Annotated in this window: 11 protein-coding genes and 1 pseudogene; 7 read left to right on the top strand and 5 right to left on the bottom strand. The window is 63.5% G+C overall.

Going from position 1 to position 16900, the window contains the following annotated elements; genetic code table 11:
• Positions 1-229 precede the first annotated feature (229 nt).
• Positions 230-1144: a histone deacetylase family protein gene (locus tag HNO88_RS20860; protein WP_184250518.1), complete on the top strand. Its 915-nt coding sequence runs from the start codon at positions 230-232 to the stop codon at positions 1142-1144.
• A 157-nt stretch (positions 1145-1301) separates the two neighbouring features.
• Here the strand turns inward: HNO88_RS20860 and HNO88_RS20855 are convergent, their stop codons facing one another.
• Entirely contained in the window at positions 1302-1997 is a 696-nt protein-coding gene (locus HNO88_RS20855; protein ID WP_184250515.1) for a DUF4197 domain-containing protein, read from the bottom strand.
• 545 nt (positions 1998-2542) lie between these two features.
• Here HNO88_RS20855 and HNO88_RS20850 point away from each other — a divergent pair.
• The 4 genes and pseudogenes from HNO88_RS20850 to HNO88_RS20835 all read left to right on the top strand — a co-directional run bounded on the left by HNO88_RS20850 (position 2543) and on the right by HNO88_RS20835 (position 8873).
• Complete coding sequence (locus tag HNO88_RS20850; RefSeq protein WP_246382247.1) at positions 2543-4936, top strand: TonB-dependent receptor plug domain-containing protein; 2394 nt, start codon at positions 2543-2545, stop codon at positions 4934-4936.
• Positions 4936-6204 (top strand): aminotransferase class V-fold PLP-dependent enzyme, encoded by a 1269-nt coding sequence (locus tag HNO88_RS20845; RefSeq protein WP_184250512.1) that lies wholly within the window; start codon positions 4936-4938, stop codon positions 6202-6204. Before HNO88_RS20850 ends, HNO88_RS20845 begins: the two co-directional genes overlap by 1 nt.
• A gap of 262 nt (positions 6205-6466) precedes the next feature.
• Complete coding sequence (locus HNO88_RS20840) at positions 6467-7084, top strand: OB-fold-containig protein (protein WP_184250509.1); 618 nt, start codon at positions 6467-6469, stop codon at positions 7082-7084.
• A 40-nt stretch (positions 7085-7124) separates the two neighbouring features.
• Positions 7125-8873 (top strand): annotated as a pseudogene (locus HNO88_RS20835) (flotillin family protein).
• Between the two features lie 261 nt (positions 8874-9134).
• Here HNO88_RS20835 and HNO88_RS20830 read toward each other — a convergent pair.
• Complete coding sequence (locus HNO88_RS20830; RefSeq protein ID WP_184250506.1) at positions 9135-10187, bottom strand: tyrosine-protein phosphatase; 1053 nt, start codon at positions 10185-10187, stop codon at positions 9135-9137.
• Between the two features lie 17 nt (positions 10188-10204).
• Positions 10205-12787 carry a TonB-dependent receptor gene (locus tag HNO88_RS20825; protein WP_184250503.1) on the bottom strand — a complete coding sequence of 861 codons (2583 nt, stop codon included), beginning with the start codon at positions 12785-12787 and terminating at the stop codon, positions 10205-10207.
• A 120-nt stretch (positions 12788-12907) separates the two neighbouring features.
• On the opposite strand from HNO88_RS20825, the gene HNO88_RS20820 reads away from it, so the two are divergent.
• The gene (locus HNO88_RS20820; RefSeq protein WP_184250500.1) at positions 12908-14143 is read left to right on the top strand and encodes a TetR/AcrR family transcriptional regulator; all 1236 of its coding nucleotides are present in this window, start codon (positions 12908-12910) and stop codon (positions 14141-14143) included.
• 383 nt (positions 14144-14526) lie between these two features.
• Here HNO88_RS20820 and HNO88_RS20815 read toward each other — a convergent pair whose 3' ends face one another.
• Positions 14527-15315, bottom strand: coding sequence for an SDR family oxidoreductase (locus tag HNO88_RS20815; protein ID WP_184250497.1), 789 nt, complete (start codon positions 15313-15315; stop codon positions 14527-14529).
• Positions 15312-15641, bottom strand: a complete 330-nt coding sequence (locus HNO88_RS20810) for a YybH family protein (protein WP_184250521.1) — start codon at positions 15639-15641, stop codon at positions 15312-15314. The genes HNO88_RS20815 and HNO88_RS20810 overlap by 4 nt, the downstream gene beginning before the upstream one ends.
• A gap of 96 nt (positions 15642-15737) precedes the next feature.
• On the opposite strand from HNO88_RS20810, the gene HNO88_RS20805 reads away from it, so the two are divergent.
• Positions 15738-16643, top strand: a complete 906-nt coding sequence (locus HNO88_RS20805; RefSeq protein WP_184250494.1) for a LysR family transcriptional regulator — start codon at positions 15738-15740, stop codon at positions 16641-16643.
• Positions 16644-16900: the final 257 nt, after the last annotated feature.

Raw genomic sequence — 16900 nt, 5'->3', positions numbered from 1 at the left:
GTCAAATCAAACCGCGCCATATCAATCCCCTTCTCGGAGAATGAATCAGATCGCCGCCCCTTTGGGAATCCTGTTTATGGGTATGTGACCTAAGGCGAGGCCATGCCGCTCCTACTGCCGAGATGGCGCACTAACAGGCTTCCCCACACTTCGCGGCGTGCGGTCGCCTACCGAAAATGGCTGTTCATCCATGTCGACCTGTAAGACTTCCGGTCCTAGCTGCAGCGATATGCTGCATGTCGTCCATCATTCCGGTTACGTGGTTGAAGCCGAAGGTACGGGCACCTTCCCACACGACAAATACGCTCTGGTCATGCGGATACTGCACGAAAGTGGGGTGGGCATGACGGTCCACACGCCGGAAGTCATGCCCCGGGAATGGCTCGAGGCCGTGCACGACCCGGCTTATGTCGATGAAGTCATCGGTTGCAGGGTGCCGGCTGCGAAGCAACGGCGGATCGGTTTCACGATCGACGAGAGGATCTCTCGCCGATCGCAGCTCTCTCCCGGCGGAACGTGGCTCGCGGCGAAGCTGGCGCTGCAGCACGGTTATGCCGCAAACGCCGCCGGCGGCAGCCATCATGCCTTGGCCGACACCGGTGCGGGCTACTGCGTCTTCAACGATCTCGCACTCGCCGCCAACAGGCTCATCGCGGAGGGCGATGTCTCGCGCATCCTGATCCTCGACCTCGATGTGCATCAGGGCGACGGCACTGCCGCTCTGACCGCAGGGCGGAGCTACATCTTTACTCTCTCCATTCACGCGGAAAAGAACTTCCCAACCCGCAAGGCGCGTTCCTCGTTGGATATCGGACTACCCGATGCAACGGGAGATACGGGCTATCTGGAAGCTCTGGCCGGTTCGCTGCCGACGGTTCTCGATGATTTCGCGCCGGATCTTGTCCTGCTGCAGGCCGGCGTCGATGTGCATGCGGACGACAAGCTAGGCCGGCTTTCCTTGACCGACGACGGCCTGGCGAACCGCGATCAGTTCGTGGCGACGCAAGCGAACCGACGTGGCATTCCGCTGGCGAGTACGCTGGGCGGCGGTTACGGCGCGGACCGCGAAGCCGTAGCCTTGCGGCATGCGCGCACGATACTTGCCCTCGCCGCTGCAATCGATGTGAGAGATCCCGGACGATAGCACGACCTGGCGCCCGATCTCTCAAGTCATAACCGCTGTTCTGTCGAGATCGCTGATCAGGTTGCAACGGCGGCAAATGTTCGACACGCCAGGAGCCCTGTGTACCAAGGTCCATGGTCCAACTCCTTCGCGCAAGCCGTCCGGGCTCAGCCGGCGCTCACCCTCCCAGCAACCTCGAACCGTTCAATAGCCCCTCGACGAGTGGATCATCAGCGGTGGACGGCGCGGCGCGGATCGAGGCTTCTTCTCGGCCGATGGCGCGCCAGAGGCCTTGCGCCGCCTGTCGGGCGACGGTGCGCTGCAGCGCCGGGATGTCGATGCCGGTAGCGGCGCCCAGGACCGGTCCCAGGATCGAGCGATCGTCGAGCTGCCGCAATACGCCTCCCACCTCCGGCAGCATGGCATCGATGATGCGGTCCCCGATCGAGCGTTCCAGGTAGGAGGTGGCGGCGGTCGGCCCTCCGCGCACGATCCCGATGGCATCGGAGAACGTCAGCGAACGGATGGAGTCATAGACCAGCGGCGCTGCACGGTCGGCCGCCTCGCTCGCTGCTTGGTTGACCAGCAGCGTCAGTTCGCGCTGCACCGGGACCGATCGCAAGAGTGCGCCAAGCACCGCCGCGGAGCGATCGCCCGCGCCGGCCGGCAGGGCGATCCGCGCGTCGACATCGTTCAGGTAGCCATTATCCGTGACGAGGCGCGTCAACGCGCGCTGGCTCGATATTTCGAGCAAGCGCCGAAGGCCTTCCTCGGGCCCGCCCCCGAGGCCCACCGTCGCGCACCCGGACAGGACGAGCAACGGCGCGGTCAGCGCGGCGCCGATCAGCACGGATCTGCGAGAAGACTTGTACATGTGGAACACCTCTTGTCGGATAATCATCCTCGCTCGTGCGCCGCGTTGTAACGCTTGCTGAACGGGCTTGTGCCCTCCCCGGTTGTCCACCGACTATCAGGGGCCGTCCAGGCCCTGCTCCAGGACCAACAGATCGCGTTCATGCCAGGCAAGACGAGCAGCTATGCAGAAGCCGTCGTGAAGATCGCGATACCGGAAGGTCTCGATCTCGGTATCGCGCTGCAACCAGCGCTTGCCGAGTGACGTAGGTCGGGCTGACTTCGGGTGACGACCACAGACCGCTCGGCTCTTTTGCACGAGCTTGCAGATGTGAGACGGTCGTGCCGCCCCACGCGCGGACGCTCAACTCAAGGTTGTCGCGGCCCGCAACCTCGCCATCCATCCAGGCAAGCTGAAAGCCACACGGGCCAGGCAGATCGCTCAGGCTCGACCAGGCGACCTGATCGCTAATTTGCCGATGAAGCGTCACAAGAGTGTAAGTTTGACGCCCTAGGTGCCCCCGGGACGAGGCAACCACGGCCTCCCTTTCCATCAGGGGAACATCTTTGCGACATCTTCTAGGCGGCGCCATCGGGCTGGCCGCGCTGTTCCCGTTGTCCTCGCAGGCGCAAGTGACAACGGCTGTCGGACAGGCGGACAACCCTCCGGCTGGAGCCGAAGCCAGCACCGACGCCATCGTCGTGACCGGCACGCGCGATCGCTCACGCACGCAGTTCGACACTCTCGCCCCGGTCGACGTGCTATCGCAACAATCGATCCAGTCGAGCGTCTCAAGCGACTTGTCTGACACCCTGGCGCAGCTTCTCCCCTCCTTCAACGTGCAGCGGTTGCCTGCGGCGGACGGGCAGGCATTCGTCCGCCCGGCCACGCTGCGAGGTCTGTCCGCGGACCAAACGCTCGTGCTGCTGAACGGCAAGCGCTATCATCGCTCCGCCCTTCTCGGCACACGGGGTGCGCAAGCGCCAGACCTTGCCAGTATCGCGCCATTGTCGATCGGCCGCATAGAGGTGCTGCGCGACGGTGCATCGGCGCAGTACGGGTCGGATGCGATCGCGGGCGTGGTAAACCTGATCCTCGACGATCAGCCTGGAATGCAGGCGTTCGGACAGTTCTCCGAGTATCACCGCGGCGACGGTGCTGAGTACCAGACCGGCGCCCGTGGCGGCATCGCTCTGGGCGACCGCGGCGTGCTCGTCGTGACCGGCCAGTACGATCATGCCGATGCCACATCACGTTCGCGTCAGCGTCCCGACGCGATCGCGTTCCAGGCCGCAAACCCGCAGATCGCGCTACCCAACCCGGTGCAGCGCTGGGGTCAGCCGGATCTGGAGCGCATACAAGGCGCGGTGAACGCGCATTATGACCTGGCCGATGGCGTGACCCTCTACACCTTCGGCACGGTGCAGGATGGCGAGGGCCGGACCGACTTCAACTGGCGCAACCCAGCTGGCACAGCCAGTGTTTACCGACCTGCGGCGGTCTTTCCCGGGTTCAACTTCTCGCAGGTTTTCCCGGCCGGGTTTACTCCGCGTCTCGGTACGACGTTCAGCGACTATCAGTCGATGACAGGTCTGCGCGGCGCCCTTGGCGACCGCTTCACCTACGATCTCAGCGGATCGTTCGGCCGCAGCCGCATCGAATATCAATTGAGCGAAACGGTGAACGCGTCTCTGGGCCCGGTCAGCCCGACCAGCTTCTATCTTGGTCGCCTGGAGCAGCGTGAGTTCAACTTGAACGCGGACTTCGTCTACCGCTTGCCAGTCGGTACCGCCGATCCAATCAACATCGCGTTCGGCGCCGAACGCCGGCGGGAAACCTATGAAGTCTCGACCGGTGACCCAGCATCTTACGCCATCGGACCGGGCGCCGCAGCCGGCCTTGCACCCAATGCGAACGGCTTTCCAGGTTTCGGACCGGAGCGCGCGGGAACGTTCGGGCAGACCAGCTATGCCGGCTATCTCGACCTCGAGTGGAAGCCGGTGAATGCGCTGACGCTCGGTGCCGCAGGTCGGTACGAGGACTTCTCCGCCTTTGGAGATACGTTCAACTACAAGCTTTCCGTGCGTGCCGAGCCGACGCCGGGCATTGCCGCTCGTGCGACCTATTCCACGGGCTTCCGTGCCCCGACTCCCGCGCAGCTCAACACCGTGTCGACGACCCAGGGCCTCGATACGGTTACACTGCAGGTGTTCAACTCCGGGCGCCTGTCGCCCACCAGCGCCTTGGCCGTCGCGTTGGGCGCGCAGCCGCTGAAGCCCGAAACCTCGGACACGATGACGGCCGGGCTGACGTTTCAGAGCGACTTCGGACTGAGCGGCAGCGTCGACCTGTACCAGATCCGCGTAGACGACCGCTTCAGCGAATCCCGCGCCCTTGCGATCCCGGCCAGCTTCCCCAATCCCAATGGCTTCACCTCGGTCAGCTACTTCACGAACGATTTCGATACGCGAACGCGCGGTGTCGATGCCGTCCTGACTTATGTGCGGCGCGTGGGGCCTGGTCGTGCGAACGTGAGCATTGCTTACAACTACAATCAGACGAAGGTGACCAGCGGCGCAAGCGCGGCCATCGGCAACGACGCGCAACGGCGCATCTTCGAAGAACGCCTGCCGCAGCACAACGCCACGGGAACGATCGGCTACGATATCGGCCGGTTCGGCGCGTTCATTCGCGGGCGTTACTACGGCGCCTGGACGGACTCGACCGGCAACGCGACGGGCGAGATCTTCCAGCGCTTCGGCAGCATCGCCCTGTTCGACGCTTCGCTCAGCTACACCTTGAACGATCATTTCACCCTCAGGGGTGGCGCGGAAAACCTGTTCAACACCTATCCCGCAGAGGCGGTGTTCCAGGCCTCGCGGGGCCTCGTCTACTCGCGCAACGCACCGTACGACACCGATGGCGCGCAATACTACGTGCGCCTGGACATGCGGTTTTGATGAGCTTCGATCGGCGGCGGGTGCTCATCGGCGCGGGAGCCCTGCCGCTGGCCGCCGGTCTTGCATCGGCGCTTCCCGCCGCCGCCAGGGGCAAGACGGATCCTGCCTTCTGGCGCGGCGTCGCCGAACAATATGACGCGCCGCGCGATGTCATCCAGCTCGAGAACGGCAACTGGGGCATGATGGCGCGCCCGGTTGCCGCGGAATACGCGACCCAAGTCAGCCGCGTGAACCGCGACACCAGCTACTACGCCCGGCGTGGCATGGGCGCGGATCTCGTCGCGGCTCGAAACGCACTCGCTGGAGCGCTGGGAGTGCCTGCAGAACAGATTGCGATGACTCGCAACGCAACTGAGGCATTGCAGGCACTGATCCTTGGTTACAACCGGTTGAAAGCCGGTGACAGTGTACTTTACGCGGACCTAGACTATGACAGCATGCAGGCGTGCATGGAGTCCTTGCGCGCGCACCGCGGCGTCAACGTCCGCCGGATTGCGCTGCCCTACCCGGCAACGCGCGTCTCCCTGGTGGATGCCTATCGCGCCGCATTCGATGCCGATCCGCGTATCCGCCTTGTTCTTCTCACCCATCTAAGTCATCGTACAGGCTTGGTGGTGCCCGTGCGGGAAATCGTGAGACTGGCGCGGGAGCGTGGGATCGACGCTATCGTGGACGCTGCGCACAGCTGGTATCAGCTCGACTTCGCTCTTCCCGACCTGGACTGCGATTTCGTGGCGATCAATGGACACAAGTGGCTGGGCGCGCCGCTGGGTGTGGCGGCGATGTACATCCGCGAAACTGTTCTCGATCGTATCGACAAGCACCCTGCGAATGATGCGGATGCTGCCAACAACACCCAGGCGCGCGTCCATACAGGAACCGTCGATTTCGCAGCGCAGCTTACCGTCCCGGCTGCGCTCGCCTTTCAGGAGGGCATCGGCCGCACCCGCCGGGCAGAGCGGCTGCGATCCCTTCGCAACCGATGGGTTCGGCAAGTGCGCGGCGTGGACGGGATCGAGGTGCTGACGCCGGACGATCCCGAACTGCACGGCGGGATCACCTCGTTCCGCCTGCGCGGGATCACCGACGTTGCTGGCAACATGGCAATCGCCCGCACGCTTCTGGAGCAGCACGGCATCTTCACGGTTCACCGGGACGGCGTCGCTGGCGGCGCATGCGTGCGTGTCTCGCCTGCCTTGTTCAACACCGAGACGCAGATGGACGCGCTGGCATCCGCACTGCGCTTGATGGCCAGCGGTCACGGGTAGTAGCCGCTCGGCTCAGCGTGTTCTGCTGCCAACGATCCTCCTGGCGCGGGGATGCCGATCTTGGCCTCAAGACCAAAAGGTGGACATTGATCGCCGATCACGCGCTCCCCAGGATGCGCCGCGCGATCCTGGGCAGATAGGCGCCGCCCGGCGAAGCCCACGAGCCGCGAGCCGCCGCCACTTCTACAGCCCGTGCATCGGACCCTTCTTTCCCGACCCGGTTGCGACTGACAAGCTGACACGAGCGTGTTAGCCAAATGCCATGTTCGCCCAGTTATTGACGCCCGCGTATCTCCCCTTCGTCTTGTCGTTTCTGATCATGCTCGGGATCGGCCTGATCGAAGCCATCGGCTTGGGGCTCGGTCATCTCGACCTCGATTGGGACAGTGCCGTCGATGATGGAGGTAGCGTACTCGCCTGGCTGGGTCTTGGTGGCGAACTGCCGATACTGATCTGGCTGACCTCCCTGCTGGGCTGCTTCACCCTGTCCGGACTGGCAGTGCAGCAGGTCGCAAGCGCGGTTTTCGACGCACCCTTGCACCCGGGGCTGGCCGTGGTCGCCGCATTGCTCGTCGGCACCACGCTGAACACGTTCGTCGCTAATGGGCTGGCGCGCATCATGCCCGGCTTCGAAACCACCGTGATATCCACCGACGATCTTCTAAGGCGGCGTGGTACGATCCTTGAAGGCACGGCGCGCCGCGGATCACCGGCGAGAGCCAAAGTGATCGATCAACATGGCCAGGCGCACTTCATCATGCTCGAGCCGCACGACGATGCAGTGGTCATCACCGCAGGCGAGACTGCGCTGCTTGTGCGCCGCGAGGAAAAACTTTTCTACGCGGTGCCCGATCGACCCACGCTTTTGGAGCCGATCTGATAGGAGATCGGTACGCACTACCATCTGGGGGGATTACGACGTGCCTGCATCGCTTCTTAACACCATGATATACGCCGGCATCGTATTGCTCGCTCTGATCGTGATCGGGGTGGTCCTGACCCGTCTCTACCGCCGCGCGACCAAGGACGTTGCCCTCATCCGCACCGGCTTTGGCGGCGAGAAGGTCGTGCTGAACGGCGGCATCATGGTCATTCCGGTGCTTCACGAGCTCATGCAGGTGCGCCTTACTACCGTGAAGCTGGAGGTTTCCCGCCTCAACAAGGACGCGCTGATCACCCTGGACAAGCTGCGGGTCGACGTGGTCGGGCTCTTCCACATCAAGGTGAAGCCCGATGCCCAGTCGATCGCGGCAGCGGCGCAAACTCTTGGCGATTCCGTCAACAGCGCCGATGCGGTAAAGTCGCTGCTCGATGGCAAGCTTGTCTCCGCCCTGCGCTCCGTCGCGGCCACGATGACGATGGAGCACCTGCACGCCAACCGCGCCGACTTCATTTAAGAGGTGCAGGAAGCGCTGATGACCGACCTGGACATGAACGGGTTCCAGCTTGAGTCGGTCAGCATCACGCACTTCGACCAGACCGCCTTTGAGCACTTCAACGAGAACAACGCCTTCGACGCCGAGGGTCTGACCGTGCTCACCCGGACGATCGAGGAGCGCAAGAAGATCCGCAACGACATCGTCGCCACCAACCGTGTCGAGATCGAGCAGCGCAACCTCGAAGCGAACAACCAGTCGCTTGAGATTGCGCAAGCAGCCGAGCAGGCACGTCTGACCCAGGAGCAGACGCTCGCCGCCCGGCGCGCCGAACAGGCGACGGCGATCGCGACTGCGGAAGCCGAACAGACCCGTCTTGCCGAGATCGCGCGGATTACGGCGGAACAGGCGCAGACGGTGGCGCAGACCGAGGCCGACAAGGTCATCCAGACTGCGACCATCTCGCGCGATGGCGCCATCCAGACCGCCACGATCGAGCGTGACCGCACGATCGAGATCGCCCGCATCACCACCGCCGTGCAAACCGCGCAGAAGTCCGAGGAGGAATCCACCGCCACGGCCGCGGCCAACGAGGCACGCGCGCTTGCCGTTAAGGCGGAAGAAAGTGTCGCGACGGCCAAGGCGACCGAGATCGCCAATCGCAACAAGAACGTCGCCGTCATCGCCGCTACCCAGCGCGCGCAAGAGGACGCGGTTGGCATCACTGTGGCGGCGAACGCCGAGAAGGAAGCAGCCGAAGCACGGGCAAGCGCATTGCGAACCGAGGCTACCGCCGAGGCGGATGCGGAAAAGGCGCGAGCCCTGGGTCGCCAGGCCGCGTTCGAGGTGGATGCCGCCGGCAAGGCCGCGATCAACCGGGCAACCAACCTGCTCGACGAGACACAGACCGCGCTGTTGCTCCGCAAGGCCATGCTGGAAGCATTGCCGTCGATCATTGCCGCGGCGAGCAAGCCGATGGAGAACATCGATCGCATCAGCATCGTCGATGCCCGAGGGCTTCATGGCAACGGGGCGGCTGACACCGCGACGGCCAACGGACATGAGAACCTCGCCGATGCCGCAGTCGCCGCCGCCATGCGCTACCGTGTGGGCGGACCGCTTATAGATGGCTTGATGGCCGAACTGGGAATGTCGGGAAAATCTCTCAACGGCATGTTGGCAGGAACCGACGGCGGGGCGACTTCAGCCAGCGATGGGCAGATATCGCGTGACCGGGGGGCTCTGCAGCGCGACAGCCGTGACGGAGCAACGGCGTCAGCCGGCACCGAATGAGAACAGCAGGTTGCTAGCCCACAAGTAGTCGCAGGCCCGGCGGTCACCACCGCATGGGCCTGCGACAATGCTTCTGCGATGACGACCCGAGCCCAGGCGCTCAGCAATCGCACCACGAAGGGCAATTCAGACGCGAGAGAGTCGACCAGCGGGGGCGCTAACGGCAACAGGGATGCTCAACTGTGGCGCCGTGCTGATGACTGCCCCCTCGGCGCCGACTACCGTCTGTAATCGGCACGATCGTGGCGTATTGCTGAGCGCTCAGTCCAGCATGACGGCTCGCAGCTTGCCGATGTCTTGGTCGCCAAGCCCGAGTGCCTTTTTCAGGTAGGCCTCTGAGCCGCCATATTGCTGATCGATGTAGGTGAAGAACTGCGCCAGGTGCGAAACGCCCTTGGGCGTGTAGAGCGGCTCGGCCTTCACGCGTTCGCCTTGCGCGCGAGCGAAGTAGTACTGGACCATCGGATTGTTGGGGTAGTCCTTCGGATCGACCTTGGGCATCTCCCACTCGGTCCGGCGCAACATGGTCGACAAGTGATAGTCCTTGAGGATCGTCTGGCGATCTACGCCGAGCGTGTCGTAGAGCAGCGCGGTCGCCATGCCGGTACGATCCTGTCCGGCCGAGCAATGATAGACCACCGCACCCTCGTCCGCGATCAGGCGCTTGAGCAGCGAACGGAACTGTGGCCTCAGCATCTTTTCCATGCCCTGGTACATGTTCTCGCCGTCGCCCTGCCCGATCTTGGCCATCAGCGGCTTCATCGAGTAATCGTTGGAGATGAACAGCGCGCCGGTGCGATCGTCGATCTGGTCGGGAGCGACCTCACGCTCGTCGAGCGAGCGCAAGTCCACCACGCTGCCGATCGCAAGCTGCTGGACGAGCGCGTAGTCAGCTTCGGTCAGCAGCGGCATCGCGCCCGAACGGAACGCCTTGCCCCAGCGCACGGTGTGACCGTCCCTGGTCACATAGCCGCCGATATCGCGGAAATTGCTCGCCTGCTGCAGCGGCAACACGCGTTCGGAAACGACGGTGTCCTGGCCGCCTTTGGCGCGCAGGATCACGTAGCGCCGCTCGCTCGCGGGGATTGCCAGCTTGAGCTTGCCATCCTTGCCAGGCACACCGGCTCGTTGGTCGCCATCGTCGATGCGCGTGTCGGCGCTGATCCAGACCGACTGCGGCTTCAAGGCACCGGCATCGAGTTCCACGGTGGCAGCGTCGATGCGCGTGACCGTGGCCGGCTCGATCGCCAGCGCCGCAGGTGTCACGCTGGCTGCGATGGCACCGGCGAGTGCGATCCGAAGGCTCGTCTTCATGGTATGGTTCTCCCGTCTCAGTAGCTGAACCGAACACCGAACAGATAGCGTGAGCCGATCTGCTCGACCTCGGTCGGCATGGCTTCAGTGCCCTGGTAGGCGATGTACTTCTCGTTGGTGAGGTTCGCGGCATCCGCGAACAGCGTGAAGTTCTCGGTCAGCGCGTAGCGCAGCGAGACGTCGAGGTTCTCGTAACCCTTGCGGAACTCGCCCGAGCCGAACCCACCCAGCGTGTCCAGCCAGTCCGAACGGTACTGGTAGCTGACGCGCGCCGAGATGCCGTACTTTTCGTAGAACACCGAGGCATTCGCGATCGTGTCCGACATGCCCTGGAACTGCAGGCCGGTCTGGGTCGGAGTATCGAAGTCGCCGTCCAGCAGTGTCAGGTTGCCCTGGAAGCCAAAGCCGGAAAGCGCGCCGGGCAGGAAATCGAATTGCTTGAGCACGTTGAACTCCACACCGTAGAGCTTGCCGCTCTCGCCATTGTAGGTGCCGGTCAACAGATAGCGCGAGCGGTCGATGCCGCCAGAGCTGTAGAAGTCTGTGCCGACGGGCAGTTGGCTCTGATAGAACACGTTGTCGATCCAGCGATAGAAGCCCGCGATCGAGATCAGGCCATTGCCCGGCAGGTAGTACTCCACGCTGGCGTCCGCGCCCCAGGTATACTCGGGCCTGAGCGCCGGGTTGCCGCCGGCGATGGTGCCGGGGCTGTTGGTGTCATTGATCGAAGCACCCACACGGATCGCGCCGAATGCGGGGCGCGACACGCCGCGCTGACCGGCCAGGCGCAGCACCAGGTTGTCGGTGGCCGTATACTTGAGGTTGAGGCTGGGGAAAAAGTCGGTCTTGCTGTTGGTGTACGTCAGCGGGGTGAACACCCGCGCTGTCCCGACCTGGCTCTGCACCTGGCCGCGGTTGTCAAAATTGTATCGCTCCACGCGCAGGCCGCCGATGGCGGTCAGCGGCCCGGTCTCGACCCGTGCCATGACGTAGCCGGCCAGGGTCTTCTCTTGCTGCGCGTAGCGGTCGGTCTGCGGCACGTCGAGCGCGGGGTTGTAGACGCCGCTCGCCTGCAGACGCGTGAGCAGGGCATCGACGTCGCGGCGCATCGCGCGGTTGTCGACGTAGTTGAGCGTCACCCCGAGCGGGAAGCCGGTGTCCCATGGCTTGTTCGTGACATAGCTGTTGACGTTGAACGGCAGGCCTGCGCCAGCACCGAGCCTTCCGATCATGGCGATGTTGGACGTGGCGAAATTGGTGCCGTCGATGTCACGATCCGCGTAGAGGCCGCCCGCCGAGAGCGTCAGGTCGCCCAGTTCCTGCGAGACGTCCAGCTTGGCGGTGTAGCTGTCCGAAACCGTCTCCTGACGGCCCGCGATCACGTAGGCACCGGCAGCGTTGAGGCTGGCCTGGTTGAACGTGCCACTGGTCAAGCTGACGATCGGGAAACGTGGATCGCTGTTGTCATAGCTGAGCGCAAGGTTGTTCGCGCCGCTCGTCGATGCCTGCACCAGCGGCAGATACGTATTGTTGTCGATCCTGGCATAATTCATCTTGAACGAGACGTTGAAGCCGTCATCACCCTCGTAGTCGCCGCCGATCGTGCCGATGTAGTTGCGGTTGCGGTACTCGGCGTAGTTGAAGCTGCCGCGCAGGGGCACGTTGCTGAGGTTGCCAGAGTCCAGCGTGCGAGTGCCGCGTGCGGCCGCGCTGCCGATCTGGAACTCGTACTGGTTGCGCTGCTCGTCGTCGTTGAACTCGGAGAAGATCGCCTTGGCATAGAGGCGCTGGCCCTCTTGCGGGCTGAACTCCACGCCGGCGAACAGGCCGTTGTTCCAGCGCTCGATCTCGTACTGGCGAATGTCGAACTCGGTGGGGCCATTCGCGTCATACGCGCCGACCTCACGGTTGTCGGTGAGCTGCTTGCGGCGGTAATGCGATCCGCCGACGACCACCCCGAAGGTGTCGTTCGACCATGAGAGGCGGAGCGATCCCTGGCGCTGCTCACCCTTGCCCAGATCCATGAAGCCGTAGCCGGCATCGCCCGAGACGTGCAGTCCCTTGCGCTCCATCGGCGAGTAGGTCTTGAGGTCGATAGTGGCGACCACGGCGTCGGCCTGCAGGTTCGAGGTAAGCGACTTGTTGATCACCATCTGCGATAGCAGCACGGCGGGGATCGCGTCGAAACGGAACGCCCGAGTGTCGCCGCCTTCGTCCACGCCCAGCATCGGAATGCCGTCGATGTTGACCGAGGTCCAGCGGTTCGGTGCGCCACGCACCTGGATGTAGCGCTCCTGACCTTGGTCGCGCTGCACCGCCACGGCGGGCAAGCGCGAGAGCGCGGCGGCGGCGTTCTGATCGGGGAAGCGACCGACCGCATCGGCCGCGGCGATATCGGTCAGGTTGTCGGCGGCGCGCTTGGCACGGATCGAGTCCTGTTGCGCAGTCAGGATCGAGCCGGTGACGATGATCTCTTCCTCGGCATCCTCGGCGATGGCTTCGCCGCTGTCCTTTGCGGAACTTGCCGGCGCGTGGATCATCGCGAGTGCGGCAGCGGCGATCGCACCGGATCGCAGTAACAACGCGGAATTGGTCTTCATGGCACTGGCCCCCTTAGCTATCGCGAGCGAGCCACTAGAACGCCTGTATGTAGGTTGGATGACATGATCGGAACTCGCGCAGTCTAGGCCGATCTGCTATCGCCAACGCGGGAGAGTACCGTGGCCACAATCGCAAAGCTTAGCAAAACTGCAACGGAAACGTCACGATCGCGCATTCTTTCCGCGACGATGGAGAGCTGGAGCGCGCGAGGCGCTGCGGGTATGTCAGCCCGTTATTTGAGCCAGTTAGCAGCGGCTCCGGTTTCCTCGATCTACCATCATTTCGGCTCTCTGGAACAGTTGTTCCTAGTCAGCCAGTCCGAGTGCCTGGGAGCTGCGCGGGACTGGAGCGAGCGCCAGATCGCGCAGCTCGAAGGTATTGCGGCGTCACCGCAGAGTTTCGCCGGCTTCTTCGCGCATATCGTTGACGAATGGACGAATGGGCAGCCGGCACTGGCTTTCGCCTGGCGCGAATGCCTGCTCCTCGCCGATCGCGGCGCGGAGTTCCGCGAATCGGCCAGGAACTGGCTGGATCTGTGGCATCGGTTCTGGCTCCGTGCGGGTGAGGCCTTCGGACTGCAAGAAAACGCCATCGTCGCCGAGCGCGTGTTCGAGACGGAAAGCCTTTATCATCTCATCCGTTGGCGTCGCGTGGTCGACCGCGCGGCGCTGGACGAGACTGCACGCGGCCTCGCCGCGTGGCTCGTAGGCGCGCCTGCCCCGGCGGCGCCGTGGCGCGAGTTCGCGCACGCGGAGGCGTCGCGAACAGGTGCAATTGCACCGCCGCAAGACGACACCACGGCTCGTATCATGACAGCAGCCGCAGTCCTTGTCGCCGAAGGCTTGGGCGCCAGCGTGACGCATCGCGCAACGGCCGAGCGCGCCGGGGTGACCCTTGGCACCGTGTCGCACAAGTTTCCGACCAAGCAGGCGCTGCTGACCGCCGCCTTCGAGAGTATCTACGCAGCAACGGTCGCGCAAGCGACCGAGAGTAGCGGGCGTACCCGCCCCGCAGCCTCGCGCCAGGAGCTTCTGATGGACACCGCTACGGCGGTCGCCAGCGCGACCAATGGCTCGGGTCGCGACGCACTCTTCCTCGTGGCTGCGCGCGATCCAGGACTCGCGGCTTTCGGCGCCCAGCTCCGATATCTACGCGGCAAGAGCTCCCGAGAGACCTTGCAGGCGATCATCGGCCCGGCACGGACGCCATCGATCCTGGAAGCTGCCTTGTTCTCCGCCTTCGTCAGTTCGCAGTTCCGCGCTTATGCGGGCCGAACCGGAAATGTTGCGCAACTCGCGATGGATGAATTGTCCGTCTTGAGCAGGTTGCTGACAGCGCGCTCTGAACCGAGCTGAAACCAATGCAAGAGTATCGTATCGGTGCCCGAAGACGAGATGCACAGATTGGCACCGGCTTGCTGTAACGTCAGACCGCGCCTTTCTACGAAGCCCGTGGCGACGACCCTGCTCGGGACGCTCACACCGCCCTTTCCTGTTCCCAACTATCGGCGCTCGTTCACCTGAACAACCAACCGCTCCTAGGGAGCCGCACAGAGCCGTGGATGGGCGTGAACGGGTGGAAAGCGGGCGGCGCTTTAATCACGTGCCACCACGGAACGACGTTGCGTGGGACGCAGTCGTCGTTTCCGCGAGACGAACTAGACGGCAGCTGTCAGCGACGACTGCCGTCTAGCACCTGGTCAGAAGATTGCGTACAAGGCGAGCGCCGTGCTGCACCGTCAGACGGTACGGATGGTCCCGCCATCGATCACGAACTCGGCCCCATGGATTGCCGCAGCACGGTACGCCGCGAGATAGGCGATGAGATCGGCGACCTCCTCGGGCTGGGCTCCGCGTCCGATCGAGATACCGCCCAAGGTATCGAGGACTGATTTGCGTGCGTCCTCGATCGTGCCGCCATTGGCCGTCCGAAGCATTTCGAGAAAGTCTTGGGTGGCCTCGGTCATGGTCCAGCCGGGCGAGACGGCGTTGACCCGCACGCCCTTGGGACCGAGCTCCTTCGAGATCGATTTGCTGTAAGTCCTCAGCGCCGCCTTCGCGGCGGCATAGCCCGTCGTGGATTCCGGCAGCGGCAGCACGGACTGGATCGACGTGACGTGAACCACGGCGCCCTCGCCGCGCTCGATCATCTGCGGGATCAGCAGACGATCGAGCCGGACCGGCGCCAGCAGGTTGAGGTTCAGCTCGGCAAGCCAGTGGTCGTCCGTCAGCGCGACGAAGCCACCGGCCGGCGAGGCCGAACCGCCGACGACATGGGCCAGGATGTCGATACCACCCAGCCGCTCAAGCGCCACCCTGGCCAGTGCTTCGCCGCCTTCCGCAGTCGTCAGGTCCGCCTGTATATATTCGACGCCCTCGATAGGGTCCTTGATTGCGCGAGCTGCCGTTACCACGCGGGCACCTCCAGCCAGGAAGCGCTCGACCGTGGCCCGGCCCAGACCCTTGGTTCCACCGCTGACGAGTACGCGCTTACCGGCGAACTCGGTGGGATCGGCCTTGATGCTCATACCGAGACCTCCAAGGCTTCGATGGCGTCGTGCGCCAGCGTAAAGCGATAGGTGAAGCGAAGCGGGCTGCCCGGGAAATCGCCGTGGGCCGGACCTTCGACGATGACGTCGCCGCCTTCTTCCCGAACCGTGTCCGGCTCGAAGATGGCTTTCACCGGAACCACTTCTTGTTCGAGCAGCTCGCGAATTGCGGCGTGTCCTTCGAAACGCTTGCCGTTGTCGATGAACACGGCGTCGTGAACGAACGGCTTCATCATGCCATCGACGTCGAGACGGGCGTTGGCCTCCACATAATCGGCGATCGGCTTTGGTAGATCGATTGGCATTTTCATCTCCTTCCAGGTGATGAAACCCATTTAGCGATAGACATCTCGCCCGATAATCGAGACAAATCGGCATGGGGTGTCACGACAAGCAGGACAATGAATCGCCATTCGCTGATTGAGCTTGAAGCGGTTCTCGCGATCGTTCGATGTGGCTCGTTTCGAGCAGCGGCGCTTGACCTGGGCATGTCGACAACCGCCATCAGCAACGCGGTAGGCAAGCTCGAGCGGGAGCTTGCCGTGCGCTTGTTCAACCGCACCACGCGCAGCGTTTCGCTGACCCATGCCGGGCGGATCTTTGTCGCGCAGATCAAACCGGCGTTCGAAGGCATCCAGAAGGCGATGGATACGGCGCGGTCGCAGCAGGAGACCCCGTCCGGAACCTTGCGCATCAATGCGTTCGCAACGGCGGCGCGTGAGATCATGGTGCCGCTGATCCTGACCTATATGCAGCGTTACCCGCAGGTTCATATCGACCTTGTCACCGAGGGGCGGCTGGTCGACGTCGTGGCGGCAGGTTTCGATCTGGGCGTGCGGCGCGCGGATCTGGTGCCCAGCGACGCGATCGCCATACCGTTGGGTCAGATGCAACGTATCGCGATCGTCGCGTCTCCCGGCTTTTTCAAGGACAAAGCCATTCCCCAGGTGCCGCAGGAACTGCTCGCTTACCCCTGCGTCCGGGGACGGCTTCCCAATGGCGCCTTGCTCCAATGGCGGTTCGAGAAGGATGGGCAGGAATTGCGGCTCGACGTCGACGGCCCGATCACGCTGGACGAAGCTTCCCTGGCGCGGATCGCCGTCACCAACGGCGTGGGCATCGGCTATCTCATGGAACCCGATGTCCGCGAAGACATCGCTGCGGGTCGGCTCGTGCGCATTCTTGAAGACTGGACGCCGACCCTACCGCCCTTGTGCCTCTACTATTCCAACCGCCGCAATTCCTCCGCAGCTTTCAAGACGTTCATCGCACTCACGCGCGACTTCGCAGCTGGGAGACTTCGATAGTCTCAAGCAAGTTGCTGCGCGGCGGCGACATCATTTGTGTATAGCTGCACGCAATCGCCTCTCCCGATCGCATCTTCGAATCCCAAAAAGCCGATGAACTTGTCATCGTGCATAGCCCTGATTTTCAGATCAACGAGCAAGCGCAGCAATTCGGGTGCGTTATGACGTGACCCCCGAGTTTTCCTCCAAGCTTGATTAGAGTCCGGCCTGATGGAAGGACGGACGAATGAAGCGAGCAAGGTTCACAGAAGAGCAGA

The sequence above is a fragment of the Novosphingobium chloroacetimidivorans genome, assembly GCF_014204535.1.
Taxonomy (GTDB): domain Bacteria; phylum Pseudomonadota; class Alphaproteobacteria; order Sphingomonadales; family Sphingomonadaceae; genus Novosphingobium; species Novosphingobium chloroacetimidivorans.
This window is presented reverse-complemented; position numbering and strand designations above follow the sequence as displayed.